A 26,306-nucleotide genomic window follows, 5' to 3' on the forward strand; every position below is an offset into this window, starting at 1 on the left:
TGCCGAGGCAACCCATCATCAAACAAGGAAGCAAGATGCAGATTACTCAGGGACAACGCCTGCCACTGTCCAACATTCTCCAGGGTCAGTCGCTCACCCTCGCGGTGCAGATTCAGTCCAGCGACGTCATTGATTTTGTCTGCTTCGGCGTCGACGCGCAGGGCAAGCTGTCCGACGATCGCTACATGGTGTTTTTCAATCAACCGAGCACGCCGTGCGCCGGCGTCAAGATTGAAGATCAGGGGCGGTTTCAGATCAATCTCGCGCAGTTGCCGGCCACCATTGATCGCCTGGTGTTCACCGCCTCCATTGATGGCGCCGGTGCGATGAGCGCCATCGGTGCCAGTCAGTTCAGCGTGTCCAACCCGGCCGGTCAGACGGTTGCTCAGTGCGCGTTTTCCGGTGCGACCTTCAGCGCCGAAAAAGCGATCATGGTCGCCGAACTCTATCGCAAGAACGGCGAATGGCGCCTGCTCTCGAACCTGCAAGGTTACGCACAGGGCCTCGATGCACTGGTCAATCACTTCGGCGGAGAAGTGGCTGAAAGCCCTGCGCCGGCACCGGCCCCGGCCCCAGCGCCGGCAAAGGTTTCCCTCGAGAAAAAGATTGCCGCTGCCGCACCGCACTTGGTCAGCCTGGCCAAAAAAGCCCAGATCAGCCTGGAAAAAGCCAACCTCACGCAGACCAAGGCGCGCGTGGTGCTGGTGCTCGATGCATCAGGCTCGATGAACCATCAATACGCCAAAGGCCGGGTACAGGAAGTCGTCGACAGGCTGCTGCCGCTGGCAGTGTCGTTCGATGAGGACGGCGAGCTCGATTGCTGGGCGTTCGGCGCCAAGCCTTTGCGCCTCTCACCCGTGACGCTGAGCAACCACAAGGGCTTCATCGACAGCGACAGCCGTGGCTGGAGAAACTGGGAACTGGGCAGCCGGATCAACGATGAACCCAAGGTCATCGAAAAAGTGCTGGAGCAGTTTCATCTGAGCGATGACGGCACGCCCATGTATGTCCTGTTCATCAGTGACGGTGGCGTGTCGGAAAGCCGCAAGATCACCCGCCTGATGGTCGACGCCGCCAATCTGCCGATCTTCTGGCAATTTGTCGGGCTCGGCGGCAAGGGTTACGGGATTCTGGAAAAGCTCGACACCCTGCCCGGGCGCGTGGTCGACAACTGCGGTTTCTTCGCGCTGGATGACTTGCACGACATCTCGGAAGAACAGCTCTACGACCTGTTGATGGCCGAGTTTCCGATCTGGCTGAAGGACGCAAAAGCCAAGGGCATTATTCGCTGATGGCCAGCCCGCGCAGGCCTTGAGGCTTGCGCGGGAGTCTCTTCAGTCCAGATCGGACATTTGCAGCGGCGTGATCTCCGCAAACCGCGCCGAGCGATCCAGTTTGACCCGCGCCCCGCACGCGTCGAGTGCCGCGATCGGATCAATCTCGCTCAAGCGATCGAAGTTCAGCGCGTTCCATTGATCTCGCGAAATCAGCGCCGAGATGACGTAGTGCTCAGCGATCCTGCCGCTGGCTGCATCATCCCGCTGGATGTAGCCCGACACCAACACCTTGCCGATACCCGGCAACAACGCAAATACCTCACCCGCCACGCGAAACAACGAGCCGTAGCACAGTGCGACAAAGTCGCGACGTACCTGAGCATCCGTGCGTTTTTTGAAGGTAAGTTTGCCGTTGCCCGTGGCTTGCGCGGTGCGCCGGGGTACATCGTCTTCATCGGGTAAATCGACATCCAAGGCAATCCCACACACATCCTGGGAAAACTCGTAGGTCACCCGGGTTTCCTTGGGCCAGGCAATACCGCTCAGCACGTAGTTGAGCGCCCTCTCCATCTGCGCACTGAAACCTTTGGCCGATAGACGGAACGCCTTCTCGATCTCGGCCCGCTCGAACTCATGAGCGTCGCGAGTCGCCTGCCATTCGGCGAGCTGCTGGCCGTAGGCGGCCAATTGCGCTTCGGCCTGCCGAACGATCTTTGCCGCGCGCAGCAGCATCCGATCAACAAGGCCTGGCGTCAGTTGCACAGGCATCGTCGGAGGCTCAATGGCAAAAGGCGCGGGAATCGCCGGCAGCGATCCTGGGCGCGGTGTCAGCAAATGCACCCCAAGGCAATCGTCAAGATCTCGATTGATGGTCTGCGCGGCTTTCTCCAGCAAGCGCTGAATGTCGTCCACCATTTCGCTTTTCACCCGTTTGACGATGGCGGCCGACAGCGGCTGATCATCGATATCAGTGATCAGCAGCGTGCCCTCGTCGCTGACTTTGATCTTCACCGGGCCGGTATGCCCCGTCGCAACGGGACGCTTTCGCGAAGGACGGTCGATGCGCTCACGATAAGACAGGCCCGTTCCGGGAATCCCCGCATTGAGGAAGGTGCCGTTGCGCCCCAGGGTCATGCTCAATCCGCGCGGACCGATCGACGTGCTTACACCTGAGCCGCTGATATTCAGGCGCACACCCGGCACCAACGTGATCCGCTTGCTGAACCGAAATCCCATGACCGCTCCTTGCATGAATGTTGGCTGAAGTCAGTAACGCAACCCGTTCAGGTCCTGCCGGCGATGTAGTCGTCGATCGAGGAGAACTGTCGATGCCTGCACATCCAGCCCGAGAGGAAGACGAACGCCGTGGTCACCGCCACCGCCCAACCACGCTTGCGCCGGGCATCGCGTTTGTTGCTGGCGTTGCTGGCAAACAACAGCAGCATCATCAGGCAGTAGAAGGTCAGCAAGGCAATTTTTGCGAACAGTGCGAGCAGGAAATACAGCGACAAACCATTGCTGCGGTAGGTCTGCACAATTACCTGCACGGCCATGATCGACGCCAGTACCCCGGCGGCAATTGCTGAATAACCCTTGGGGATTTCCAGCCAGGCACTGCAAAAAAAATAGGTGCCGATGCCGAGGATCGGCATGAGGCTGGTCCACAGCGCATCGGTGTAATCCTGGTAGATCGTCATCGAACCGCGATGGTGCAGCCAGACGCAGATCAACAGCAAAACCGCCATGACAAACAGCGCGATTTTCAGGTTCAGAACCGCTTGGTGATCATCGGCGGCACTGCGCACCGGCGCTGCCGGCCTGGCCACGGCCGAAGGTTGCGCAGGCATTGCACTGGCTTGAGAACTGACCGCAGTCGAAGGCTCGAGCGGTTTGCTCGTCGCAACGGCAACCGGTTTTGCCGGTGGTGATACAGGCTGAGTCAGCTCACTCAGCCGCTGCGACATCGAAGCGGACAGGCACTGACCGGTGGTGCAGTTGTCGCGCAGACGCAACCACTGTCGCTGCGCCTCACGTACTTGATTGGGGTTAGCGGCGTTTTGCAGCGCACGAACATATTCGGCGTTCAATTGCTCATCGAGCACACCCAGGGCACCCTGCGCGCAGATCGCTTTCTCAGCGAAACTGACGGCTTTGGCACAATCAAAACTCGCTGCCGATACCTGGGCAGCACACAGCGCCAGCCACAAACCCACGAGGCTTGAGCCGAGAGACAAACGTGACATAGTCGAAATCCCTTTTAATGTGTTCGCTCAAGCCCGCACCCGTTCAGGCGCCGGCCGAGCACTTCCTTTTTTCCTGTCGCCGCACGAACGACAGGCAAGAAAAAGCCCCCTCGCGAGGGGGCCTTCTCAACCCTTTCGGGTTAGCCGATGCTCACACCGTGAGCTTCCGCCAGAGGCTTCAGGCCGCCGGCGAAACCTTGGCCGATGGCCTTGAACTTGAACTCTTCACCGTTGCGATACAGCTCACCGAAGATCATCGCGGTTTCGGTGGAAGCGTCTTCGCTCAAGTCGTAGCGAGCCAGTTCCTTGCCGTCAGCTTTGTTGACCACACGGATGTAGGCGTTCGACACCTGACCGAAGCTTTGCTTGCGAGCGTCGGCGTCGTGGATGGTTACCGCAAACACCAGCTTCTTCACAGCAGCAGCCAGACCGTTGAGTTTGACGGTGGCTTGCTCGTCATCACCTTCGCCAGCGCCCGAGCGGTTGTCGCCCATGTGCTCGACGGAACCGTCGGCGGAGGTTTTGTTGTTGTAGAAAATGAAGCTGTTGTCGTCGAGCACTTTGCCGTTTTCACCGACGATGAAAATCGACGCATCGAGGTCGAACTCGGTGCCGTCAGTAACACGCGGATCCCAACCCAGGCCGACGATCACTTCGGTCAAGCCAGGAGCTTCTTTGGACAGCGAAACGTTGCCACCTTTGGACAGACTTACAGCCATGTTCAGATTCCTTTTGCTGGGGGTTGTTTAGAAGTTCATGCCGTAGTTGTTGGCCAGGGCGCGCAGGCCACCGGCGTAACCCTGACCCACGGCGCGGAATTTCCACTCGCCGTTGTTGCGGTACAGTTCAGCGAAGACCATCGCCGTTTCGGTCGAAGCGTCTTCAGCCAGGTCGTAGCGAACCACTTCGGCGCTGGTCACGTCGTTGACGACGCGAATGAAAGAACCACCGACCTGGCCAAAGCTCTGTTTGCGCGACTCGGCGTCGTGGATGGTGACGATGAACACAACCTTGTCCACGTCAGCCGGGATACGGCTCAGGTCGACCTTGATCACTTCGTCGTCGCCGTCGCCTGCACCTGTGCGGTTGTCGCCAGTGTGCTCGACCGAACCGTCCAGGCTCTTGAGCTGGTTGTAGAAAATGAAGTCGGCTTCGCTGCGAACCTTGCCGTTAGCACCCAGCAGAAGAGCGCTCGCGTCCAGGTCAAACTCGGCGCCGTCAGTTGCACGCGGGTCCCAGCCCAGGCCTACCAGAATCTTGCTCAGGCTCGGGTCGGTTTTGGTCAGAGACAGGTTTGCACCCTTTTGAAGAGTCAGTGCCATGGGTATTACTCCTTGTGGTAAAGACGATTACTTATTGGTTTTCGACCGGTGCGTCTTCTTCCTTTCCGGGGAAGATCAGACTGGCAACGACACCGATCGCCAATACAACCATTACGATCAGCAAACTGGTGTTCGCATCAATGGTGTAGCCGTGGTGGAACATGTGATCCGTTGCATTCAAGCCCAGCTTGACGGCAATGAAGAACAACAGCGCGATCACCGATTTTTCCAGGTGAACCAGGTAGCGTTTCAGCGCTTCGAGTACGAAGTACATGGTCCGCAGGCCCAGAATCGCGAAGAGCATGGCCGAGTAGACGATCAACGGCTCACGGCTCACGGCGATCACCGCCGGTACAGAGTCGAACGCGAACAGCACGTCGGAAACTTCCGCGACCACCAGGCACAAGAACAGCGGCGTGGCAAAAATGGTGCCCTTGGCTGCCAGCGACATGCCCTGGTTTTCAGGCTTTTTCAGTTCCACTTCGAGCTGCTTGCGCGACACGAAGAAGTTGTGGCCATACAGCTTCGGCCAAACCGGGAAGAGCTTTTGTGCGAAGCGGTAGGCCATGTGCTTGGAATAGTCTTCCTCTTCCTCGTCATCACCGCCGCTGCGCAACATCATGACGGCCGTCCAGGCGACGATCACCGCGAAGACGATTTCGACCCAAGGGCCGAAAGCCAGCAGGCCGGTACCGATCGCCACGAAAATCCCGCGGAACACGATCGCACCGATGATGCCCCAGTACAGAACGCGGTGGCGCATGCCATCCGGCACTTTGAACCAGGCGAAAATCGCCATGAACACAAAGAGGTTGTCGACGCTGAGGACTTTCTCCAGCGCATAACCGGTGACGAACAGGCTCGCGACCTCAGGCCCGTGCTCGTAGTACAGGAAGCCTGCAAACGCCAGCGAGATCGCAATCCAGAAAATCGACCAGATCGAGGCTTTAGCCAGCGAAATGGGTTTGTCGCCACGGTGGGTGACCATGTCGAGCAGCAGCGCGCCCACCGCGATCCCGACGAACACCGCCATCGTCAGCGGGGGAAATCCAATGTGACTGTCCAAGGTCCAGCTCCTTAAAGTTCGAAATCAGCCGGGCTCAAACCCAGCTCAAGGCAAATCTGACGGCAAGCCGCTTTTTCTTTGTCGTCGAAGTTGCCATCCGACGCACCGATGGCGCAGGCGACGCGCACCAGCAGACGACCGGCACCGGCATCGTTCTTGATCTTGCCGATGGTCTTCAGCGCTTCCGCCTGACCAATCTGATAGTCGAACTCGAACTTTTCGCAGTGACCATTGAACGACTTGATGACGTCGGCCATGTTGAACACTTTCAGTTCCGGCGAGTTGCTGATGAACCCGGCCATCTTGGTTTTCTCGGCAGAGGAGATCTCACCGTCGGCCGAGGCGACCAGTGCACAGGCGGCTGTCACGGCATCCATGAACTTCTGGTTTTTGAACTTGCTGACCTCGCTGGTCAGTTTGTCCCGGGCTATTGCCGCGTTTTCTTTAAGCCATGCAAACATTTTGAGGTCCTCTGAAAGGCGGGGCCCCAAGCCCCGCCGAAGTCACTATTTCGAGCCAGCACGCCAGCTCATGCCCCATCCATAGGCTTTGTCCACCGCCGAATGACCACGGTGGAAGTCCACACGCCGGGACACCTTGACGGCGCCGTTGACGTTTTCGAGCATGGCAATGGCGCACATGCCATCACGTCCGCCCTCTTCGTTGAGACGTACCTCGATGTCCGGCTGGTTCGGGATGTGGATGGTCACGACACCATCGGTCTCCCGCCAGTTCGGCGCGCCTTCGTAGATGAAGGCGAAGATCAGGATCCGTCGCACTTCCGCCCACTTGGTACCATTGATGTGCAGCCACTCGCCACCGGCAACAGAGCCGGTACGATCGTCGCCCATCAACTGGATGTACGGTGCGTGATTCAGGCTGCCGAAGCAGTTGCCAAGGGCTTGAACCACACCCTTTTCACCGTCCTGCAACTCGTACAGGCAACCGACGTCCAGGTCGATCGAGGTGCTGCTCTTGAAGAATCCGCCGGAGCTGCGCTTGTTCCAGTTCAGGTTGACCTTGATCTCGCCGAAACCGGCAGCAGTCTTCTCCAGGCTGATGGAGCTGCGTGTTTTATCGAGGGTGACCTTGCTCAGGCTGATCGTCGACTTCGGCGCGGCCGGTGCTGGTGGTGGCACGGGTACTGGCGCCGGAGTCGGCGCGGCTGCCGGAGCCGGAGCCGCGACATCAACGCCGAAATGCTTGGCCAGTGGCTCGAGCCCGCCGTTGAAACCCTGACCGACACAACGGAATTTCCACTCGCCCTGACGGCGATAGAACTCACCGAGGATCAGCGCGGTTTCCTTCATGCCGCTGGTCGGGATCTGCGCTTCAACGCCACCCGAGACCACCACCGACAGCTGCGAGACGCGCTCGAAGCTGGCTTTGTTCTCGTAGATCGTGGCGGTCAGCGCGACCTTTTCCACGGCCGGTTCGAGACGGCTCAGATCAACGTTGAACACCGCGCGCCCAGCCGAGGAATCCGCCAGGGTCACGGCACCGCCGAGCACGCTCGGCTGACCGTAAAAGCACATGTCGCCATCGCCGCGAACCTTTGCCGTGGTTCCCAGAACGAAGGCCGAGACATCAATGTCCGCGCCCGGAATGGGCGAGTAATTGATGTCGACGCGAAGCGGGCCGCTGGCAACTGGCGCGTTGCCGCCCGGAGCAAGGCTGGCCATTAGCGCAGCGCCTGAGTGGCCAGGTTGATCAGGTCATCGGCGGTGCGACCATGGGTGGACTCGCCGATAGCGGTGAACTTCCAGTCATTGTTGTCGCGCGACAGGCTCGCCATGACGATGCCGGTGTGAGCGCCACGCTCGGACAGGTTGAAGCGCGCCAGCTCGGTTTTGTTGCCAGCATTGATGATGCGGCAGTAGGCGTTTTCAACTTTTTCGAAGTTCTGGCCAGTGAAGCTGTTCACGGTGAACACCAGATGCTGGACCACCGCAGGCAGGCGCTGCAGATCAACATGGATGGTTTCGTCGTCACCGGCGCCTTCGCCAGTGCGGTTGTCACCGGAGTGCTGGATCGAGCCGTCCTGGGACTTGAGCTGACGGAACCAGACCAGATCGACAGGCTTCAAGCTGGCGTCGAGCAGGATGCACGAAGCATCGAGGTCGATGTCACCGCCACCGCCCATCAGTTTGCCGAGAAAACCGGCCTTTACCGGATCCCAACCCAGGCCGAGGCTGACGCTGGACAACGCAGTGCCGGCAGTTTTTTCCAGGGAAATGGACTGTTTTTTACTCAGGGTAAGTGCCATGGTTACGCTCCTTGTTGGTCATCGGTGTTCATGGAGCGATCAGGTTTGCCCGCCCCATGCAGGTCGGTGTGCGCATCACGCACGCCCGGATTACTAGCTTTGCTCACCCGCAGACGGCCACGTCGCCACGTCGGGTGAAAGTGCCGCCAGTGCGCATCTTCAGCCGCTGCCAGCAACTCGTGATCGCCGCGGGTATCGCCCCAGGCGCGGATCCGGAACTGCAGCAAGCTGCCGTAAACCGCTTCGAGCCTGAGTACCTTGTTTTCGCATCGGCAGTTGTTGCCGGTGATGTGTCCGGTCAGTACGCCGTCCACCACTTCCAGTTCCGTACCGATCAACTTCACGCCCAGACGGTCGGCGAAAGGCTGCAACACCAGCGCAGGCGAGGCGGAACACAGGGTCACCACGGCGGCGGACTTGAGTTCGGCCTCAATGGCCAGCAACCCTGACGGGCGCATCAGGCGCGGCCAGGCCTGCGCGCAATAACTCGCGGCGTGCTGTTGCAGCCACTCAAGCTTCACGCCCGAGAGAAACGTGCGGATCAGTTGCGCCTTGAGTTCGTCACGGCTCATCCGCCGGGCGACGAACCGCAGGCTGGGCAAGGCCAGCCGAAGCAGGCGACGATTGAACTCGCGCTTGCCGAAGGCGAACTTCAGGAACGGCACAAAACTGTCGTGCCGGGTCAGCGTGCCGTCGAAATCGAACACCGCCAAAACCGGCCGTGGCGGTGCTCCAGGGCTATCGATCTGTTCTATCATCCTGACACCTCCGCCAGACGAATCGCGCTTTCACCGACACCGACTTCCGCCTGACGGATACCGTGCCACTGCGCGCGCTCAAGGATTTTCACTGCCCACCGGTAGTGTGTAGCAGGCTCGCACATCGCGTCGTTGTGGCGGAATACGGCCGGGGCCACGTCGCTGACGATCAGCTTGGCGCTGTTGAAGTCTTCAAGGCTGACGCGCAAGGTGTCCTGAATGATCTCTATCTGGCTCGGATGAATCGCCGTCTTGCCAACCAGGCCATGGGCGATATCGAGTTCCAGTTCTTCCTTGAGCAGATGCGGCGATGCCAACTGCTCGAACACCGGCGCGGTCAATGCAAAGCCCTGCGAGCCCATGACGCCGGCCAGCATCGGGATCACGTACCCCATCGGCGTGCTGTACAGCGTGGTGGTCGGATTACGCCGAAGACCGAGGCTGCCCATCAAGTCGTTGCCGCCAATGCGCAAGGCGATGATGCGCTGATTGAGGCTGGCCTTGAGTGCCTGCCCCAATTCGACCATGGCCGTGGGATTGAATACGTCGGTGGTTTCCAGCGTCGGCATCAGGAACAACGCCGGATTGGTCACGGCCTGCTCCCAGGCGCCAAGATTGGCCAGGGTCAGTTTCGGGATGACGAAGCCATCGACGTGCGCCATCAGCGGCCAGTCGTTGAGTACCGCCGCCATCTCCGAGTCGCGCGGCCGCACGAACAGCAACGGGCCGTCTTCGGGACGACCGCCGCGCTGATCGATGACCGTCAACAGGCCATGCAGGTTGGCCAGCGCCGTCGCGATATCAATATCGGCAACCGCGTCTTCCAGGCACACCACCAGCGAGCGCAGCTCCGGCAGCTTGTTGCGGAACACCACATCGAGCAGGTCAGCGCGGGTGGCCGGCATGTAGAGGGTGGCGCCGAGGGCATAGGGAGAAAGGGTTTTCATCAGCCCAGGCTCCTGATGATCGTCACGGCGCGGTAAGGCCCCAACTGTGCACCGACCTCTTCCACCGGTACGCCGGCCGCTTCGGTCAAATGCATGAGCAATTGCACGTCGCTGTCGTTGCGGTTGCGGATCAACACGTGGTGCGGAACGCGGCGCAGCACGGCGCGCGTCGCTTCGGCGATGCCAGGCTTGACCCGGTTGAGGTTGGTTATCTCAAAACGTGCTGCCAGTGATTCAACGACATGGGTCGCCGCGCCCTGCAGTTCGCGACGTTGTTCTTCACTCCACGGCGTGGCTTTGGCAACGTCGCCCAAGGCTTTGCGCTGCACTTCGATGTGCTCGATGAACGCTTGCGTCACGTCGTGCTCGCGCAGGTGGTCGTACACCACGCAGCCGTGCAGTCCGCCGTTTTCCGGCCAGATCGAGCGAGACACCAGACCGGAGACGGTCGCCCCGAGGATGCCGGACGGAATCACCCAGTCCTCGGCAGACGCCGCCATCCATGCGCGACCGCACGGGTCCGCCAGCACGACCAGGCGCGGCAGTTTCGGGAAACGCGCGTCATCGCCGAGGCTGCGCTGGATTTCACCGCAGATCGCGCCCTTGCCGGTCCAGCCGTCGACAAAGATGATGTTCTCGGCGCCATGGGCCTCGATGATGGCTTCCAGCGCCACAGTATCGATACCCCGATCACGGACGATGCTGATGCCGTAGTGATAGGTTTCGCGACCCATCTCGATCAGCGCACGACGCAGCAGCACACCCAGCGGCAGACCGGCGCGCACGAACGACACCAGGACAATCGACGGGCCGTTGCAGGCTTCGTTCAAACCCAGCGCCAGGGCTTGCACATCGGCGGCCATGCGCGCGCCGTTTTGCGCCAGGACTCGCTCGTAGAGCGCCTTGTGAATATCGCTGGGCGCACTTTCCAGGCTGATCATTTCGGAATAGTGCTTCTGCTTCGTTTGAATCAGGCGCTCTTTTTCCTCGACGTCGGTCACGTCCATCTGCACGGCTTGCAGCAGGAAATGCACGTCATCCGACGCGTAGCTCGCGCTGCCCACCGTCACCAGGCTGGAGATGGCCTTACTCATGAACCGATGCCTCTACGCGTTTGGCCAACTGGCTGCGCGTCGGGGTCACCCACCAGTGACACTCTTGCATGAATGCCAGGTCGGTAATGCTGTCGCCGAAGCCGAGCAGCGGACGCTCGCCGTTGGCTTCGCGATCACGGCGCAACCATTCCTGCACCGCCGCCTGCTTGGACAGGCCCTGCGGCAGGAAGGCCAGATTGTTGCTGTTGGCGTGAACGTGCATGCCCTCGAGCAAGCCCTGGGACTGAACTTCCGCCAGCACGGCGTTGAGCACTTCGTCACTGCTTTCGTTGTGTTTGGTCACCACGTAGTGGCGCAGGCCCTCTTCTTCGACCACCCAGCCACGCAACGAGATACCGAGCTGCCTGCCGATGGCGAGTGTCGCTTCGCTCAGTTCCGGCAGACGGCTTTGATAGGCCGCAAGGATATCGCTCATGCGCGCCTGCCAAGCCTGATCAAGCTTGCCGTCGGCACCAAGAATCACCCCGCCATGGGAGCAAATCGCGCCCTGCCGGAAAGGCAACCGGACGCGGCTGAAGGCTTCCACGCTGCGCGCCGTGACCGGGACCACGTCGGTGGTTGCCAGCAGCCACTCGGCCATCGATTTCTGCACCGGGCTCATGTAGCCGTTGGGCTGACCGTCGACATCCAGGGTCGCTGTGTGGCGCGGTGTACCTTCGGGCATCTTGCGCGCGGTCTGAAACAACGTGTCGTCGAGATCGACCAACGCCAGCGGGCGATTACTTTGCATCAACGATCACCTGCGCATTCAGTGTTTTCAACAGTTCGGCAGACACCGCCTGCTGCGGGGTTTCCGAGCAGATCAGCACCCGATCGAACTGACCCGGACGGACGTTGTAGAGGAAATTGGCAATGCCCAGCCCGTAGTTGTCGGCAAACGACAAGGCATGCTCGATCGCATGGCCCAGGGCAATCGGCGAGCGGCTGGTCGAACTGAAATGCACATCGGCACCCGCGCGCTCCAGGCGTTCGGCCAGCAGGAACGGACGCCAGACAAACTCGCTGGTACCCACCACCAGAATTTTCTCACCAGGCTCTACGTGAAGCGCAGGCGCCAGGGTATCGGCGACGCTGCGCACACCCAGACGGCCCCAGTCGTTGTCCGCATTTACCGGCCAATCACCGGCGGCGATGGTGCCCACGGCTGGCATGTCCGGCAGCGGCGCATCGGTGTCTTCAAAAAATTCATACGAGCCTTTCAGCAGCGACACCTGGTGCACGCTATCGCCCAGTGCCTCGCGCACGGCGCCGCCGGACCAGTCGGTCAGCACGCAAGTCACGACCTGCTCGACTTTATCCAGACCGGCATCGACCAGCGCGCGATGCAGATTGATGAACGTCTTGCCCGTCGAGGCTTCGTCATCGACCAGCACCAACGAGCGCGCATTGAGCATCTGCTCCCGCACTTGCGCATCAACCGGCAAGTGAATCAGGTGCGCGCTGGCGTGGCTGTGTTCCTCTTCGAAACGGGTGAACAACTCGGTGCCCGTGGGATGACGGGTGCTGACCATGTACACCGTATCAGGCCGGGTGGCGCTGTAGGCGCGGTGCACACCGGCACCGAGGCCGACAGCGGTTTCAGCCATGCCGATGACCAGCACAGGGCCTGGCAAGTCAGCCGGAATTTCTGCCGCCAGGCTTTCAAAACTGGCGACCATTACCGATGGACGCACAGGAATGTGTCGTCCGAGTACTTTGGAGACGAACAGGAATGCCCGCTTCGGATTACGACGCTCGGCGAAGCCGAACAGTGAGTCGGGGGCAATGACAGCATCATCAACGTTGACGTCGAGACGCCCGCGCATCAGTTGTGCGCTCAGCGCTTGCGTTGCTGCATTTGATTCCATTAACAATTTCCTGCCTTGGCACTGAACCGAAGATCCAGTGCCTCTTCCGTAAGTTTGCAATTCAAAGATGAATCAGAGATTTGTGGCTTCCACCCGCCACATCGAAGCTTGTGCTTCGCGTGCCAGTTGGGCTGCGGTAAAGGTCTGGCCAGATGCATGTTTTCTGCCGTCAACACGGCAGGCATCGAGAAAAGAGCTCAACAGTGAGGCTTTCACCGCAAAGTTCATGTTCTGTGCGTCAGGTATGGATGAGGTGACGAGACCGATCACGGCCCCGGAAGAATCGAAGAGCGGGCTGCCGCTGGAGCCCGGCTGGATGGCTGCGGTGAACTGCAGCAGGCTGGCGTCGTTGTGCAAACCGAACAGGGCCGACACACCGCCCTGAGTGACGTGGACACCACCGCCGGCAAAACCGGCCAAAGGAAACCCCAGCGCGACAATGGCTTCGCCCAGATCGCAACCGAAGCCGGACTTGAACGCTACCGGTTTCAATGCCGGGCAATCGATCACCCGCAGCAGAGCGATGTCGTTGCGTCGATCAACCACAACGGGATCGGCACGATAACGCCCGTCAAACGAGGCAATGTGGATCTCACGCATGCCTTCAATGACGTGGGCGCAGGTCATGACATGGGTGGCAGAGACGGCGAACGCCGTGCCGGTGGCGTTGCTCGGCGGTCGACCGGAGCCTGAGCCACTGGAGCGGCCATTGGGATGGGCGTCGTCGATATCCAGACCGATACGCCGGCCAAGCGCCGCGAGGCCGTAGGCAGAGCCTTCAGCCAGCGCACGAAATTTCCATTGGTCATTTCGGCGGTAGAACTCGCCAATGATGATGGCGGACTCGCCGTTTTCGCCAAGGTCCAGCGCGTAATCAATCTGGCCATCGACCTGCAGGCGCAGGTTTTTCAGCTCACTCACCGGCCCCGCAGCAGAAAAGGTGTACACCACCAGGAGCACGCGATCGCTGCCCGCCGGGATTTCGTCCAGTTTCAGCTTGCAGCCGACTTTCTGCTGGTCCTCGACCCATTCCATCCAGGCGCGTGGCGTCTGAAAGAGGGCAGGATCACCTTTCGGGCGGCGTTTTTCATCAACCGGCAATATGGCAACTGCGGCGTACTCTCCGAAAGCCGAAGAGTTACCACATTCCAGAGTCCATTCACTCCGGGCGCTTGATACTGCGGTGTTTGCGCCAGGCGCTAGCACCATCATTCCTTGAAAACTCCTTGGATTGCTTCCTGCGTGGGTCTGTGCCGGTCGACGCAAACGAGCAAATGGTATCAGACTTCATAGGCCTATTTAATATCAGGGTGATGCTACCGCCGCAACGGTGATCCCCTTCACCCGCACGTCTGGTCGCCAAATCCCTTGGGGCTCGGGCAAGCCTAGCCGACGAGCGGCAAAAATCCCCGCCAGATTCACGCCGGCCGCCCGGGTGTAGCCGACGCCGCCGGAATAACGCGCGTTGATCTCTAGCAGGTGCGGGTTACCGTCTGCGTCGTCACGGGTCTGAACATTGACGATACCGTCACACTTGAAGTGCTCGGCGGCCTTCAAGGCAAGCTCGATCGCCGCCCCTTCACGCTCGCAGAGTTGATGCAGGCCTTTCTTGCGACGGCCGACGAACGCAACCGGGCGCCCGGCTTCGCAGACCATGTCCACCGAACATTCACTGCCCGCCATGTACGGCATGACCAGCATCGGTGGTGGCGGCGTCAGTGCCGAACGGTAGCCGTGCATATAGATGTCGAAGTTCACTTCACGCACATCGGGGTTGGCGAAGCAGCGAAAAGGGTCGGCACTGGCCTTGAACCGCCAGAAACCCTGACCGTAAATGCCCACGGCAGGTTTGACGCAGACTTCCCCCGACGCCGATAACATCTGGTAAGCCGCTTGCAGTTCCTCGGCATTCGATGCGGTGATTGCCGGCACGCAGGCCAGACCCGCGCGCTCCGCCTCAGCCGTGAAGCGGCTTTTGTCGTCGACCAGGTCAAACGTGTCGAGCGACAGTGCACCGGTGACCAGCACAAGCCCGGCGCGCTCGAAGCGCTCACGGGCGTGTTCGAACTCCCGACCCACACGGCCGGCCAGTACAACCTTGATCTGATGAGCCTGCGCGGTGGCAATGACCCAATCGATGCGCTCCTGATTGTCCGCAGGCTCGACAAAACTGACGTCGGCAACCGAAGTGATTTCGGGACGATCCTGTCGATGCGAGGCGTAAATCTTCACTTCGGCCGGCAACGCTTCGCGCGCGCCGAGAATGATGTCCCGTTGACTGGACTGCCCTTCGAGAAACCAGATCACTATTTGTTACCCTCCCTTGTCGATGCGCCGAAAGCCGTAAAACACATGAAAAATTCGCCGACTTCCACTGTTGGAGCGGACAGTACCGACTTGCGGTGCAAACTCAAGGGGTACAGTGCAAATGGCCCTGCCTCGGCAAACCCCACCTGCAACGCCCCTGATTATTATCGGGTCGCAACAATGAACAGCCGCGGGAATGGCAACAGTACCGAACCATCAGCCAGCGCCGGATAGGCCTCTTCGACTCGCGCCTGGTATTGCTCCAGAAACGCTGCCTGCTCGGCCTCGCTCAACGGGTTGAGAAACGGGATCAGACCACTGCCCTTGAACCACTCGACCACCCCCGCCGCTCCGCCAGTCAACTGATGGTGATAGGTGGTGCGCCACACGTCGACTCGCGCACAGTGCGGTCGCAGCATGGAAAAATAATCGCTGGCGCTCGCCATATCGGTGCGCTGGCCTGCTGCCCCCGCCAGTTCGCTCGCCCACGGGCCATTGGCGGCGACTTCACGCATCAGCCGATGGGACGGTTCGTTGAGGTTGTCCGGCATCTGGATCGCCAGGCTGCCACCGGACGACAACTTGCCTGCCAGCGCCGGCAATAACGCCGCATGGTCCGGCACCCACTGCAACACCGCATTGGCGAAAATCACATCGAAGCGGCCTTCGTCAGCCCATTGATCAATGTCGCCCACCTCGAACTGCAACTGCGGCAAGCGCTTGCGTGCGGCCTCGATCATGTCAGCCGAGCTGTCCAGTCCGCTGACGCCTGCCCCCGGAAAGCGCTGCACCAGGAGTTCGGTCGAGTTGCCCGGGCCGCAACCGATGTCGATTACCGAGCGCGCTTCAGCCAATGGAATCGCCGCCAGCAGATCGCGCGCCGGCCGGGTACGTTCATCTTCGAAGGCGACATATTGCTGGGCAGACCAACTCATTGCGTTCTCCTGTCAGGGGGTGTTGCAGCGGTTGGTTACAATACAGGTTGCATCGCGATTCGCTCCAGAGCGACTCATTTCAAAGCATGTCTGCGAAGACCGTTCTTTATCGCCAATGCTTAGGTGCCTATTGCGTTTCTGACCGTCCGTCGAGCCAGACAAAAGCGATTTTGACAGCAAACGAAATCTACCTATAGTCAAGTGGCGGCAGTCGGAAGGAACCCGATTCTCTCGTCTTCGTGCAAGGAGCACGGCCTGCTCATACCTCATGACCGGTGGGTTCCCCCCAGTAGTGTGCTCGCGTAAGCCATACGGCAAGCAAGCGTCGTCGTGCCTGGATTGCAGCGCGACGGTCACTCTGAAAAAAGGAGCGTTACCATGTCTCGAGTTACGGATATTCTGGTCTCTATCGACACCGAAACCATTCTGAAAAAATATCCAAACATCAGCAAAGACCCGAAGAACCCCACGCTGATCGACTGGCATCATGTGTACATGGTCACCAATCAGGATAACGTCGTCAGTGGTCAGGCCGGTGGCGAGCTGGACCTGAAGGCTCAGGTCGGCGACCTGATCCGCTGGCGCGAAACAAGCCTGTCGCAGAGCTTCGAACAGGCGGTAATTTTCTACAAGTTCATCGGCAATGCCGGTGCTGACCTGATCTCGCCACCCTCGCCGCGCAAGGCTACAGCTTGTGTTGCGGTACCCAATCGGGAAAACCCATCCGTCCCCAGCTGCCAGAAAGTCGATAACCATTATTGGTCGTCGGAGACCCTGGACTGCGGTCGCGTGACCTATCACTTCCACTTCCTGATCGTCGATCGCAACTGCCAGATCATCGGCTGCTGCTCGTGGGATCCGTTCATCTCCATTCATAACTGATGATGTTCAGGGCCCCTCGCCCAAGAGGGGCTCAACCGATCCGTTGCCGCCCCGGCCGGAACAGGATGTCTTGCCTTGACCGAAGCGGTGCCCGTCTTGTGCCAACATCATGAAAGGAATCCATGATGACTTCCGAACCCATTCCCTCGCCCTATTCTGCCGCTACATATGCACACAATATCCTGCTGATCGTGGATGCCGAGTCAATGCTGACGCGCCATCCGGATCCCAGCCTGGACCCGGCCGCGCCAACAGGCATTGCCGATGGTCTGGTCTTTTTCGCCGCGGGTAATAATTCGAAAGAAATAGTTATAAATGACAGCAAAGTGACACTGCCAATCGAGATCGGCCGCCTCCTGCATTTTCGTGGACGATCCATCAGCCTGATCGCCGAGCACAGCGTCGTCATCTATCGCATGACCGTCGCCAGCAGCGACGTGGTTACAGAACCGGCCCTGGAAGTCCACACGCACCTCACCGTCCCCGCTCCCGACCCGGCAAACCCAACCGTACCCCGCAGCCACAAGGCAGATGATCACTTTTGGGCTTGCACGGCGAAGGGTATCGGGGTCGCACAATGCGAGCTGAGTTTTATGCTGGTGAATCAGCAATGTGAGGCTGTGGGGTATTTCAGTTGGCTGGTGGATATTGGGATCAAGCCTTAGGGGCGAGATGAGAAAACCGGTCTACACGGCCGGTTTTCCAGATTAACGAAGTCACTAGTCGAATTTTCACAACCCCGTCAGTGTCTGAATTTCAGGCGCATCCCAATAAGGAACACGGCTATGAAATTCGCAAAGATTTCCCAGAAGCTCGCCCTGTGGGCCGGTAGCCCGAAGACGTTCATGGGGGCATTGATCCTGATTGGGTTGTGGGGGTTGAGCGGGCCGATTTTTAATTACAACGATACTTGGCAACTGATCATTAATACCTCGACGACGATCATCACGTTTTTGATGGTGTTCCTGATTCAGAACACGCAGAACCGCGACACCGACATCCTGCATTTGAAGATCGATGAATTGCTGCTGGTGACCAAAGAGGCGCAGAACGCGATGCTCGGACTGGAGGCGCTGGACCTCAAGCAACTGGAAGCGTTGCGCAAGCACTATCGGATGCTGGGTGAGGGCGAGGTGTTCAATCTTGAGGGGCTGGGCGAGAAGGGTAAGCCGAAACAGGATTTGAATGAGTGTTGATCGCTAAATCAAAAGATCGCAGCCTGCGGCAGCTCCTACATGGGGCGGGCTGCGATCTTTTTTGATTAGCGGCTGGCTTGCAGGGCGCGGGCCATTTGCAGGTGGTTTTGCAATTTGGGCAGCGTCTCGTCAGCGAAGGCTTTGATTTCCGGCACGTCGGTGGTTTGCGCCTGCTGCTGAATCTGTTCGATAGCCTCTTCGGTGGCTTTGACCTGACTGGCAGCATAGGCCTGGTCGAACGTCGCGCCGTCTTTGACTTCTGGTATCAGTTCTTTGGCCTTGTCAGCCATTTCCTCGCGTGGGGCGACGGGCAAGTCGAGCTTCTTGGCGATCTTCGCCAGATGCTGATTGGCCGTGGTGCGGTCATTGATCACGACGATGGTGTAATCCTTGACCTCTTTGGATTCGGTTTTGCCGTGCGCCAAGCGGCTGGCCTCAATGTCGGCCATGCCTTTTGCCGACGCTTCGTTGATGAAGTCGGCGGGCGACTGGGCGAAAGCACTGCTGGCACACAGGCCCAGCAATGTTGCAAAACTGATGTTGCGTACACGGGTGGCCATCCGGCTCATGGTCGCGCCCTCCTTACTCTGCAAATTCAAGCGGGAGCTTACGCCCCCGCCTCTCAATCAAAACAACCTTCACCGACTACTTCGATTTCTGAGCGGGCTTGCGGCCCATGTCTGTTTTCGCAGGCTCTTTATCAACTGTCGTGGTGGTTGTTTTCCCACCTTTGCGACCAGCTTCAGAGGCCTTCGTTCGATCGTTGGCGAAGTTTCCCGAGTTCGAGTTTCTTGAATTAGGCATGATTCTCTACCTCTTGGTAATGATCGTGGCGAGCAGGTGCCCGCCTAGATTGAGAATTTTCTGCCGGGCAAAGGTTTAGAAAAATTGCCCTCGATGCGACGAACGGCGCGACCGGATCAGTTATTGAAGGCGTGGTGGTTCAAGCGCTTGGCCGTGTACATCGCTTGATCGGCATGCCGGAACAGTTGCTCCTCGCCACTGCCGTGCTCGGGGTAGCGGGCGACGCCGATACTCGGCTCGATGCGCAGGTTGTGGCCATCCAGACGCATCGGTTGTACCAGCACCTGTCGGATTTTTTCCGCCACGCTGTCGGCATCTTCAGCGGCATGAACACTGTGCAACAGCACGACGAACTCATCACCGCCAATCCGTGCGACCGTATCGGTTTCACGCACGCAGCCCTTGAGGCGATTGGCCACGGTTTGCAGGAGCATGTCGCCCACCGCATGACCGAACGTGTCGTTGACCTGCTTGAAGCGATCAAGGTCGACATACAGCAACGCCATATGCCCGGATTGCTCGCGGGCGCCGCTTAAAGCCGCCGTCAAACGCTCGCGCAACAACTCCCGATTTGGCAGTTGCGTGAGCTGATCGTATTGCGCCATGCGCCGCAGTCGGGCGTGCAATTGTTGGCGTTCAATGGCGGTTGCAACCTGGGCGCAGACGTATTGCAGCAGCTCCTTGTCCTGCTCGGTGTAGCGTTCGCCGCCGGGCAGGCTTTTGACGATCAACGCGCCGATGGTGCCGTTTTTCGAATTCAGGGGCACGCCGAGCCAGCAAGGCGAATTCTGCCCGGCGACCAGTGCGGCAAAATCAGCCGGGCAATCGTCGCTGTCGGGTGTCAGAAGAATCGGCTGACCGCTGCGGATCACTTCTGTGCACAAGCGCCCGGTGACGGTGCCGGGCTGCTCGGGCTGCAATTCGTGATCGTCGACGTGATAGGGAAAGTTCAGTTGCGCGCAGTGCTCGTCGTACAGCGCCACGGAGAAATTCAGCGCCGGCAACCATTCACCGATGATCAGGTGAATACGCCTGAACAGGGCCAGCAGATCCTCGGCGACATGGGCGGCTTCGGAAATCGCATACAACGCCGCCTGGCGTGATTCGGCCTGTTTGCGTTCGGTGATGTCGCGGGCCACGGCGATGCGCAGTTGATCGACTTCCGACCAGCGCGCCGACCACAGAATGTGCGCGACGCGACCGTCCTTGCGCACATAACGGTTTTCGAAGTTGTGTTTCGGCTCGCCGCCCATGATCTCGCTGGCGGCCGCAAGCGTGCGCTGCCGATCCGCCGGGTGCACCAGTTCGATCATCGGCCGACCGATCAATTCGTCTGGCGTGTAGCCGAAAATACGCTCGCAGGCAGCACTGACAAACACGAAGCGCCCCTGCTTGTCGACCGCACAAACGGCGTCCAGCAACAGGTCGATGTAACTCGCCAACGGCGCGGAATTTCGGCTTTCCATGGTTCAGCGTGGGTGTCCGGACAATGCAGCACTCATCAACCATCCCTGACCTTTTATTCACGCATCCTTGCACAGACCATCAAGCCTTGTTCGGCATCAACCCCGGCAGCGCATGCATCAGCGCGTTGACGGCAAAACCGATGAACATCACGCCGCACAGGCGGGTAATGAGCAGTTCGTGACGCTGATACAGCGTGCGCACCCGCTTAGCGCCGACCACGCCAATGAGAATAGCGTAGGCGAGCAATCCGCCGAGAAAACTCAAGGCGATCAGCGCTGGCAACATCGACCAGTTGAGCAGTTCGGCGCGACTCGACAGCAGCGCCGTAAAGGTCGCCACCGCCACCGGATAAGCCTTGGGATTGGTCAAACCGAACAGAATCCCGTGCCAGAACGGCTGACGCGCCGCGCCCTGTGCCTCGTCGCCGCTACGGCGCTGGGCCCGCACCGCACGCCAGCCGAGCCAGAACAGGTACAGGCCGCTGAGCACGCCAAGCACATCGAACGCCGTGCTGCCGATTTCCCGGGCGCCGACAATCGCGATCAGCGCCGTGCTGCACCAGACCACATCACCGAGCAAATGCCCGCAAAGGAACCCGGCCCCGGCCCGCCGCCCATGCGCCGCGCCAATGCCGAACACCGCCAGCACACCCGGCCCCGGCGTGATGCCGTAGATGAAACCCGAGGCCAGAACGGCCATTAGCAAAGATGGAGTCATGGAAAACCTGCAAGCGCCAGAACACGTGGCGGCCAGTCTATATCAGCCAATTGCGCCTGATCACTGCTCGTCGTAAAAACGCATGCCGGCGTACGGTTTTTGCCGACACGCCGCCAGCCTCGACGCCAGATCGCCAACATGCAGCTCCAGTTTGTGGCCATCCGGATCGAGGAAGTAGAACGACGCACCTTCGCTGCGGTTGTCGCGCCATGGCTGCACGTTGACCGCTTTTAGCCGCTGTACGAAATTCGCAAAGTCCGCGCTTTCCAGACTGAAGGCGTAGTGCGTGTAATCAGCGCCCGGCTCGGACTTGCGCAATGGATCCAGCGACAGACACAGCCACAGCCCCGGCAGCGACAGATACGCGCCGGCGTCCCACGTTGCCTCGACGCGCAACTGCAGCACATCGCGATAAAACGCCAGGCTGCGCTGCAGATCGCTGACCGCCAGGGTCAGGTGGTTGAGGCCGGTCAGCATGGATTCAGTAACCTCTGAAGTCCTCGGGGACGACGTATTGCTCGCCGTCGTAAGTCAGGGTGATCTGGGTTTTCTTCAGGTCAGTGGTTTTTGACACGCACTGGCCTCCGGACTTGACGTCTTTCATTTTGCTGCCGCGGGTGGTGATGATCAAATCGGCGAAACCATGGTGACTCGTTGGCGCAACGTCGAGCGTGCGGCGGACCTGATTGGCATACCCGCTACAGTCACCCATGAATTCACCGTTGTTTTTGAACACCACCAAGCCTTCCAGTACCGGACGCAGCGCATTGCCCTCGCGGACGTACAGGGTCAGATCGGTTTTTTCATAAGGCAGTGCGCTGGAACTGTGGCCGAACAATGAACGCACGCCGAAAGCCCGCACGTCGGGCGCCAGGCGATAGCGCGCGGTGTCGATGCGCAAATCATCCAGGCGAATGGCGTCGGAGTTGTAAGCGCCCGGCTTGTGGTAAGTGGCGATGGGCGCGGCGTTGCTGGCATTGACGATCGACAGGTCGAGATCGTACATCCCGGCATCGTCACTCCCGGCGTCGGCAAGGTACGTCGACTTGAGTGCAATCGCCTGATTCTGGAACGCCGGCCAGACTTTGCAGCGGGACAGCGACTTGCCGTCGAAGTCTTTGGTCTGGCAAGCGGCCTGGGCGGTCATCGTTAACAGTCCCAGGACGATGAAGGAGCCCAGCAATGTGTTACGTGAAATCATTGTTCTTCCTTGAATAAAAAACGGTTGTCTTAGTTGCCCTTGAAGTCGGCGGGCAATTCATATTTTTTGCCGTCATAACGGATTGTCGTCAGGACAGGTTTTTGCGTGACGGTTTTCGATTCGCACACCTCCCTCTCACCGCTGCCAACGGTCGAGCTGCTGATCGTTTTAACGATCAGGTCGGCATAGCCATTCGTGCTGGTTTTGGCCAGCTCCAGCGTTCGCGACGTTTCATAACGCTCGCCCGCACAATTACCATCCCACTCACCGCCATACTCGTATACCACCAGACGATCCATGACCGGACGCAGTGTGTTGCCCTCTTTCACATAGAGCGACAACCAGGTTTCATCCAGAGGATTCACCCGCGAAGAGCCTTTGAAGCGCACTCGAACGCCAAACGCCTGCAATTGCGGCGCGAGCTTGTAGCGGGCAGTGTCTAATTTCAGTTCATCCAGCGCGATAGCGTCAACAGAGAAGGCAGCCGGCTGATGAAACGTCGCCAACGGCTGCGAGTCGCTGCTCGCCCTCAGCGACAACCCGAGGTCGTAGACACCCACGGTCTCTGTTGCGCCGTACACCGGATCGGGCGAGAAATGGGCGGCGGCGGTGATCGTCAGCCCTGGAAACGCCGGCCAGTCCTTACAAATGGAAAAATCCAGCGTTTGCGCCTTGGGTGCAGGCGTGCAATCGGCAAACGCCGGCCCCGCCATCAACCACGCGCACACCCCCGCACACCCGATCCAGCCAGACTTCACTGTCACTTCCAGCTCCTTGATGAGGTTTCAGCCGCGCACTATCCCCTGCTGTATCGACCCTTTCAACCGAATCATCAGCAAATCAAAACGCATTTGGTCTTACCCAGAAGACAAACGGGACTGGCCTCTCCTCGTATCACGCTGTAGCGTCTTGTATTACACGCCACTACACCGCCATACACGGCGACTGCCGCCAAAAGCGTGGTAAATAACGCTCAGCTCGCCGCGACTATCCCTTCCTGAATTTTTTGATTCAACCAGTTCAACGCCTGATCTCCACCCCGGCGCTTATGCCAGGCCAGCACAAACGTGAACGGCGGAATCTCGAACGGTGGCGGCACCACGACCAGTGTCTGCTGATCAATGTCGCGCACACTTCGCGATGACACGGTCAAAATCAGGTCCGTGCCACTGATCAACTGCGGCGCGACGCTCCAGTGCGGCAGGCTGATCGCGACGCGGCGACGTTCGCGCAATGAGGTCAGCGCGCGTTCGATTTCCGGGGTGCCGCTGCCGCGCATTTCCAGCAAGACGTGGGGGCGCGACAGGTAAGTGCGCAGGTCCAGATGACCGCTGGCCGGCAACGTCCGGCAATCCAGCAAGCACACGTAGCGTTCTTCGAACAGCAGCGTGCTGCGCAATTCGTGGGGCATTTCCGGGAAGACTCCGGCCGCCACGTCGATATCGCCATTGAGCACGCCTTCAAGCATCCCTTCACGACTGGCATGGCTGATTTGCAAATCGATGCCGGGCGCCTCATGACGCAGGGTTCGGATCAGCGACGGGAGGATGATCGCCGCGCCATAGTCCGACATCGCCAGTCGAAAAGTCCGTCGTGCATTGGCCGGATCGAAGGTGTTGGGCGCCAGCAGCGATTGCACTTGTGCCAGCGCCTCGGTCAACGGTGCGATCAGTTCCAGTGCTCGCGCAGTCGGCACCAGCGTCGAGCCAGCCCGTACCAGCAGCGGATCACCTAGCACGTCACGCAGACGCGCCAGCGCATGACTGACCGCCGGTTGGCTGAGGTGCAAGCGCTCGGCGGCGCGGGTGACGTGCTGTTCGCTGAGCAAGGCGTCGAGGATCACCAGCAGGTTGAGGTCGATGCGGCGTAGATCATTCATTTGATGCATGTTCTGGATGACGAAACGGAATTTAAATCTGCGCGACGAATACTCTAGAGTCCAGCAAAACCTGTTGGAGAATGAGCATGAGTACGTTGCAGTGGGCCGGGTTGTTGGCGTTGGCCGCTTTTGCCGGGGCGGTGGTGCCGTTTCAGGGCGCGATCAACAGCAATCTGGCGCGCGGCTTGGGCCATCCGCTGTGGGCGACATTGGCCTCGCTGCTGGTGAGTGTGTTGGTGTTGTTACCGGTGATTCTGCTGTTGCGCTTGCCGCTACCGTCGATGGCCTTTATCAGCAAAGCGCCGTTGTGGATGTGGGCCGGTGGTGCGTTTGGCGTGTGTTTTGTCGCGCTGGCGGTGGTGTTGCTGCCGAAGCTCGGGGCTTCGGGATTCATTGCCTTGGCGCTGGCCGGACAGGTGCTGGCTTCGATGCTGCTGGATCACTTCGGGTTGTTCGGGTTGCTGGAGAAACAGCTGACGCTGCCACGGGTGTTTGGGGCGCTGTTGTTGATTGCGGGGGTGGGGTTGATTCAGTTTGGCCATTCACCGGGAAAGGTTTTGGCAGCGCAATAAGATCAAAAGATCGCGGCCTTCGGCAGCTCCTACATTGACCGGATCATGTAGGAGCTGCCGAAGGCTGCGATCTTTTCAGCGGCTCAATATTTGTCGAGTGTGCGCAGTTTCTGCGGCAACCCCCATAGCAGCAACGCCGCCGCGATCAATGCCGCGACACCGATGACATACAGCGCCGGCGTGGTGCTGCCGGTGAGGTCCCTGATGCGCCCGACCATGACCGGGCTGACGATCCCGCCGAACTGCCCCAGGGTGTTGATCACCGCAATCCCGCCGGCGGCACCTGCGCCAGCACCGGCCAGCAACTTCGGTGGCAAGGTCCAGAAGCTCGGGATCGCAGCGATGATGCCCGCACCGAGCAAGCCGAGGGCGACAATCAGGAACGTGGTGTGGTCAGCAAAAATCCCCGCACTGAAGAAGCCGATTGCGCCGACCACCACCAGCCCCGCGACAAACTTGCGCCGCTCACCGGTGGCGTCCGATAACCGCCCGATGACGACCATGGTGATCGCGCCGCAGATGTATGGGATGGCCGTCAGCAGCCCGATCATCACCGGGCTCTCGGTACCGGCGCTGCGGATCAATTGTGGTGCCCAGAAATTCAGGCCGTAGGAGGCGACCTGAATCAGAAAGTAGATCAGGCCCAAGGTCAGGAAACCCGGAATTCTCAGCGCCGCCAGCAACGAACCGCCGCTCTTGTGCGGCTCGTGATGGGCGATACGGCTGGAGAGCAGTTTTTTCTCCTCGGCAGTCAGCCAGTGCGCGTCTTCGATGCGGTCCTTGAGCAGCATCAACACCAGGAAACCGAGGCCGACACACGGCACGCCGCCGAGCAGAAACAACCAGTGCCAGCCGCGCATTTGCAGCATGCCGTCGAGGTGTTCCAGCACCAGGCCGGAGAACGGCGCACCGACCAGACCGGCAAACGCCGAGGCCAGAAACAGCATTGAGGTGATGCGTCCACGGAAGTGCTGCGGGAACCACAGCGTCAGGTAATACAGCACGCCCGGGGCAAAACCGGCTTCCATCGCGCCGATCAGAAAGCGCAGCGCGTAGAACTGCCATTCACTGGTCACGAAGACCATCAGTGCCGTCGCCACGCCCCACGACATCATGATCCGGGCGATCCAGCGGCGCGCGCCGACCTTGTACAACATCATGTTGCTGGGCACTTCGAACAACACATAACCGACCACGAACAGCCCGGCGCCGAGACCGTACGCGGTGTCGCTCAGGCTCAGGTCGGCTTGCAGCTGGAATTTGGCGAAGCTGATGTTGATGCGGTCGAAAAAGGCGAACAGGTAACACACCATGATCAGCGGCATCAGGCGCCAGGCGACTTTGCTGACCAGGGCTTTTTCGGCGTCGTGATCGACGGACGAGCTTGCGCCCGCCTCCATTACATTGAGGCTCATAGCTTTTCTCCAGGCGGACTGCCGGTGGGCGTCCGATTGTTTTTGTTGTCTGGTTTGGTTTTTAACTGTAGGAGTGAGCCTGCTCGCGAT

Annotated in this window: 30 protein-coding genes; 5 read left to right on the forward strand and 25 right to left on the reverse strand. The window is 59.7% G+C overall.

Features of this window, described 5'->3' with window-relative positions:
• The first annotated feature begins 35 nt into the window (after positions 1-35).
• Complete coding sequence (locus tag ACZZ0B_RS19045) at positions 36-1,292, forward strand: VWA domain-containing protein (RefSeq protein WP_008083540.1); 1,257 nt, start codon at positions 36-38, stop codon at positions 1,290-1,292.
• A gap of 42 nt (positions 1,293-1,334) precedes the next feature.
• Here the strand turns inward: ACZZ0B_RS19045 and ACZZ0B_RS19050 are convergent, their stop codons facing one another.
• The 16 genes from ACZZ0B_RS19050 to tam all read right to left on the reverse strand — a co-directional run bounded on the left by ACZZ0B_RS19050 (position 1,335) and on the right by tam (position 16,083).
• Complete coding sequence (locus ACZZ0B_RS19050) at positions 1,335-2,513, reverse strand: DUF4236 domain-containing protein (protein ID WP_463545984.1); 1,179 nt, start codon at positions 2,511-2,513, stop codon at positions 1,335-1,337.
• A 47-nt stretch (positions 2,514-2,560) separates the two neighbouring features.
• The gene (locus tag ACZZ0B_RS19055; RefSeq protein WP_463545985.1) at positions 2,561-3,520 is read right to left on the reverse strand and encodes a lysozyme inhibitor LprI family protein; all 960 of its coding nucleotides are present in this window, start codon (positions 3,518-3,520) and stop codon (positions 2,561-2,563) included.
• Positions 3,521-3,660: 140 nt separating this feature from the next.
• Complete coding sequence (locus ACZZ0B_RS19060; protein ID WP_008083534.1) at positions 3,661-4,239, reverse strand: TerD family protein; 579 nt, start codon at positions 4,237-4,239, stop codon at positions 3,661-3,663.
• A gap of 27 nt (positions 4,240-4,266) precedes the next feature.
• A complete protein-coding gene (locus ACZZ0B_RS19065) occupies positions 4,267-4,842 on the reverse strand; it encodes a TerD family protein (protein WP_008083532.1) in 576 nt (191 codons plus the stop codon).
• A gap of 31 nt (positions 4,843-4,873) precedes the next feature.
• A complete protein-coding gene (locus ACZZ0B_RS19070) occupies positions 4,874-5,875 on the reverse strand; it encodes a TerC/Alx family metal homeostasis membrane protein (RefSeq protein WP_052635297.1) in 1,002 nt (333 codons plus the stop codon).
• 44 nt (positions 5,876-5,919) lie between these two features.
• Positions 5,920-6,369 (reverse strand): tellurite resistance TerB family protein, encoded by a 450-nt coding sequence (locus tag ACZZ0B_RS19075; RefSeq protein WP_008083529.1) that lies wholly within the window; start codon positions 6,367-6,369, stop codon positions 5,920-5,922.
• A gap of 45 nt (positions 6,370-6,414) precedes the next feature.
• Positions 6,415-7,590, reverse strand: a complete 1,176-nt coding sequence (locus ACZZ0B_RS19080) for a TerD family protein (RefSeq protein WP_463545986.1) — start codon at positions 7,588-7,590, stop codon at positions 6,415-6,417.
• Complete coding sequence (locus ACZZ0B_RS19085) at positions 7,590-8,174, reverse strand: TerD family protein (RefSeq protein WP_008077954.1); 585 nt, start codon at positions 8,172-8,174, stop codon at positions 7,590-7,592. Before ACZZ0B_RS19085 ends, ACZZ0B_RS19080 begins: the two co-directional genes overlap by 1 nt.
• Before the next feature lie 2 nt (positions 8,175-8,176).
• Entirely contained in the window at positions 8,177-8,932 is a 756-nt protein-coding gene (locus ACZZ0B_RS19090; RefSeq protein ID WP_463545987.1) for an HAD family hydrolase, read from the reverse strand.
• Positions 8,929-9,879 (reverse strand): HpcH/HpaI aldolase/citrate lyase family protein, encoded by a 951-nt coding sequence (locus tag ACZZ0B_RS19095; protein WP_008077958.1) that lies wholly within the window; start codon positions 9,877-9,879, stop codon positions 8,929-8,931. The genes ACZZ0B_RS19090 and ACZZ0B_RS19095 overlap by 4 nt, the downstream gene beginning before the upstream one ends.
• Positions 9,879-10,973, reverse strand: coding sequence for a cysteine protease StiP family protein (locus ACZZ0B_RS19100; protein ID WP_440096340.1), 1,095 nt, complete (start codon positions 10,971-10,973; stop codon positions 9,879-9,881). The genes ACZZ0B_RS19095 and ACZZ0B_RS19100 overlap by 1 nt, the downstream gene beginning before the upstream one ends.
• Positions 10,966-11,724, reverse strand: a complete 759-nt coding sequence (locus tag ACZZ0B_RS19105) for an HAD family hydrolase (RefSeq protein WP_463545988.1) — start codon at positions 11,722-11,724, stop codon at positions 10,966-10,968. Before ACZZ0B_RS19105 ends, ACZZ0B_RS19100 begins: the two co-directional genes overlap by 8 nt.
• A complete protein-coding gene (locus ACZZ0B_RS19110) occupies positions 11,714-12,841 on the reverse strand; it encodes a phosphoribosyltransferase domain-containing protein (protein ID WP_463545989.1) in 1,128 nt (375 codons plus the stop codon). The genes ACZZ0B_RS19105 and ACZZ0B_RS19110 overlap by 11 nt, the downstream gene beginning before the upstream one ends.
• Before the next feature lie 72 nt (positions 12,842-12,913).
• Entirely contained in the window at positions 12,914-14,053 is a 1,140-nt protein-coding gene (locus ACZZ0B_RS19115; protein ID WP_463545990.1) for a trypsin-like peptidase domain-containing protein, read from the reverse strand.
• A gap of 93 nt (positions 14,054-14,146) precedes the next feature.
• Positions 14,147-15,148 carry an ATP-grasp domain-containing protein gene (locus tag ACZZ0B_RS19120; RefSeq protein ID WP_008076896.1) on the reverse strand — a complete coding sequence of 334 codons (1,002 nt, stop codon included), beginning with the start codon at positions 15,146-15,148 and terminating at the stop codon, positions 14,147-14,149.
• 164 nt (positions 15,149-15,312) lie between these two features.
• Positions 15,313-16,083: a trans-aconitate 2-methyltransferase gene (gene tam, locus ACZZ0B_RS19125; protein WP_463545991.1), complete on the reverse strand. Its 771-nt coding sequence runs from the start codon at positions 16,081-16,083 to the stop codon at positions 15,313-15,315.
• 378 nt (positions 16,084-16,461) lie between these two features.
• Here tam and ACZZ0B_RS19130 point away from each other — a divergent pair, with 378 nt between their 5' ends.
• From ACZZ0B_RS19130 to ACZZ0B_RS19140, 3 genes are all read left to right on the forward strand, one after another.
• A complete protein-coding gene (locus tag ACZZ0B_RS19130; RefSeq protein ID WP_008076892.1) occupies positions 16,462-16,965 on the forward strand; it encodes an inclusion body family protein in 504 nt (167 codons plus the stop codon).
• A gap of 125 nt (positions 16,966-17,090) precedes the next feature.
• Complete coding sequence (locus ACZZ0B_RS19135) at positions 17,091-17,630, forward strand: AidA/PixA family protein (RefSeq protein WP_463545992.1); 540 nt, start codon at positions 17,091-17,093, stop codon at positions 17,628-17,630.
• 120 nt (positions 17,631-17,750) lie between these two features.
• Positions 17,751-18,161 carry a low affinity iron permease family protein gene (locus tag ACZZ0B_RS19140; RefSeq protein ID WP_008076887.1) on the forward strand — a complete coding sequence of 137 codons (411 nt, stop codon included), beginning with the start codon at positions 17,751-17,753 and terminating at the stop codon, positions 18,159-18,161.
• Positions 18,162-18,226: 65 nt separating this feature from the next.
• Here ACZZ0B_RS19140 and ACZZ0B_RS19145 read toward each other — a convergent pair whose 3' ends face one another.
• From ACZZ0B_RS19145 to ACZZ0B_RS19180, 8 genes are all read right to left on the reverse strand, one after another.
• Positions 18,227-18,730, reverse strand: coding sequence for a DUF4142 domain-containing protein (locus tag ACZZ0B_RS19145; protein ID WP_008076884.1), 504 nt, complete (start codon positions 18,728-18,730; stop codon positions 18,227-18,229).
• Between the two features lie 76 nt (positions 18,731-18,806).
• Positions 18,807-18,965, reverse strand: coding sequence for a KGG domain-containing protein (locus tag ACZZ0B_RS19150; RefSeq protein WP_081500477.1), 159 nt, complete (start codon positions 18,963-18,965; stop codon positions 18,807-18,809).
• Between the two features lie 116 nt (positions 18,966-19,081).
• The gene (locus tag ACZZ0B_RS19155; protein ID WP_463545993.1) at positions 19,082-20,431 is read right to left on the reverse strand and encodes a sensor domain-containing protein; all 1,350 of its coding nucleotides are present in this window, start codon (positions 20,429-20,431) and stop codon (positions 19,082-19,084) included.
• A 79-nt stretch (positions 20,432-20,510) separates the two neighbouring features.
• Positions 20,511-21,149 (reverse strand): LysE family translocator, encoded by a 639-nt coding sequence (locus ACZZ0B_RS19160; RefSeq protein ID WP_008076879.1) that lies wholly within the window; start codon positions 21,147-21,149, stop codon positions 20,511-20,513.
• A gap of 60 nt (positions 21,150-21,209) precedes the next feature.
• Positions 21,210-21,626 (reverse strand): fosfomycin resistance glutathione transferase, encoded by a 417-nt coding sequence (gene fos, locus ACZZ0B_RS19165; RefSeq protein ID WP_463545994.1) that lies wholly within the window; start codon positions 21,624-21,626, stop codon positions 21,210-21,212.
• Between the two features lie 4 nt (positions 21,627-21,630).
• Positions 21,631-22,350 (reverse strand): PA3715 family protein, encoded by a 720-nt coding sequence (locus tag ACZZ0B_RS19170; protein WP_463545995.1) that lies wholly within the window; start codon positions 22,348-22,350, stop codon positions 21,631-21,633.
• A gap of 29 nt (positions 22,351-22,379) precedes the next feature.
• Positions 22,380-23,114, reverse strand: a complete 735-nt coding sequence (locus tag ACZZ0B_RS19175; RefSeq protein ID WP_463545996.1) for a PA3715 family protein — start codon at positions 23,112-23,114, stop codon at positions 22,380-22,382.
• 209 nt (positions 23,115-23,323) lie between these two features.
• Positions 23,324-24,238, reverse strand: coding sequence for a LysR substrate-binding domain-containing protein (locus ACZZ0B_RS19180; protein WP_463545997.1), 915 nt, complete (start codon positions 24,236-24,238; stop codon positions 23,324-23,326).
• 77 nt (positions 24,239-24,315) lie between these two features.
• Here ACZZ0B_RS19180 and ACZZ0B_RS19185 point away from each other — a divergent pair, with 77 nt between their 5' ends.
• On the forward strand, positions 24,316-24,801 hold the full coding sequence (locus ACZZ0B_RS19185; RefSeq protein ID WP_008076869.1) for a DMT family transporter: 486 nt from the start codon (positions 24,316-24,318) through the stop codon (positions 24,799-24,801).
• 83 nt (positions 24,802-24,884) lie between these two features.
• On the opposite strand, the gene ACZZ0B_RS19190 is transcribed toward ACZZ0B_RS19185, so the two are convergent.
• Positions 24,885-26,216: an MFS transporter gene (locus ACZZ0B_RS19190; protein ID WP_463545998.1), complete on the reverse strand. Its 1,332-nt coding sequence runs from the start codon at positions 26,214-26,216 to the stop codon at positions 24,885-24,887.
• Between the last annotated feature and the right edge of the window lie 90 nt (positions 26,217-26,306).

It is taken from the genome of Pseudomonas sp. AC247 (genome assembly GCF_979258015.1).